The organism is Vibrio sp. 1249-1, assembly GCF_033340495.1.
The window spans coordinates 1-1,003 of the sequence record NZ_JAWOWJ010000168.1 but is presented as its reverse complement, the minus strand read 5'-3'; the positions used below and the strand labels follow the sequence as shown (position 1 = coordinate 1,003).

Below are 1,003 nucleotides of genomic sequence, written 5' to 3'. Positions count from 1 at the left end.
GCCAGTTGCAGCGTTGTTTGGATCATTAACATCGCCAACGTTTACTTTGCCGTCAGAACCAATGCTCACAAACGCGTAGTTGATGTGAGTTAGCTGTTCCCAAGGAATGTCTTTAACAAGGTAAGTCGATTGTGGGTCGTCACCTGCGCGCCAGCTCGTGAAGTAGCCGATGACACGACGTGGGTGATCCGCACCCATTTTCTCACGACCTTCTTCGTCGTAGATTGACCAGTAAGGTACGTCCACGCCTGTTGTTTGGTAAAGACCGTCTGGACGACAGTTAGATGCCACTGCTCCACCATTTACAGTTAACGTAGCAATTGCAGAGTCTGTGCTTGCACCTGCGTTATCTGTCGCTTTCGCGTATACCGCTAGAGCGCCCGCTTTTGAAGGCGTTACGTCTAGTGTGTAAGGGGCAGCTGTTGCTGTGCCAGCTAATGCACCAGCAACGTAGAAGTCAACTTTAGCAACGCTACCATCCGCGTCTGCTGCGTTAGCAGTAAGCGTAACAGTACCGCCTAACTCGATTGAAGTAGCTGAAAGCGCAACTTCCACTGTAGGCGCTTCATTACCTGGCTGAGCTGAAGCAATCGTAAGCGTTACTGAACTTGCAGTACTTACCGCGCCAGCGTCATCATAAGATTTAGTTGAAAACTCGTGTACGCCTTCAGTTGCAGTCCAAGATGCAGTGAAAGGAGCCGAAGTAGACTGACCAACTAAAGCACCATCAACAAAGAATTCAACTTTGCTAATTGTGCCATCAGTGTCTGCTGCATCTGCGGCTAGGTTAACCACTTCACCAGCGGTGATAGATGCCGACGCAGAAGGAGCGGTTAGAGTCACCGTCGGGATTTCATTTTGTGGTGGATCAACAGGACCTGTTCCATCACAAGCACCAAGAGATTCCCACTCGCCCCACTGGCCAGCTTGTGCAGGGTTATTGTTTTGCGTCCAGTAACGCGCTTTGTATGCGTTACCTTCGTGCTGAACTTGGTCGCCGCCA

The 1,003-nt window shown here is 50.4% G+C and carries 1 protein-coding gene; it reads right to left on the bottom strand.

Going from position 1 to position 1,003, the window contains the following annotated elements; translation table 11 throughout:
- Positions 1-1,003, bottom strand: a 1,003-nt coding sequence (locus tag R7Z50_RS25000; RefSeq protein ID WP_318149420.1) for an Ig-like domain-containing protein, incomplete at both ends; no start/stop codon positions are given.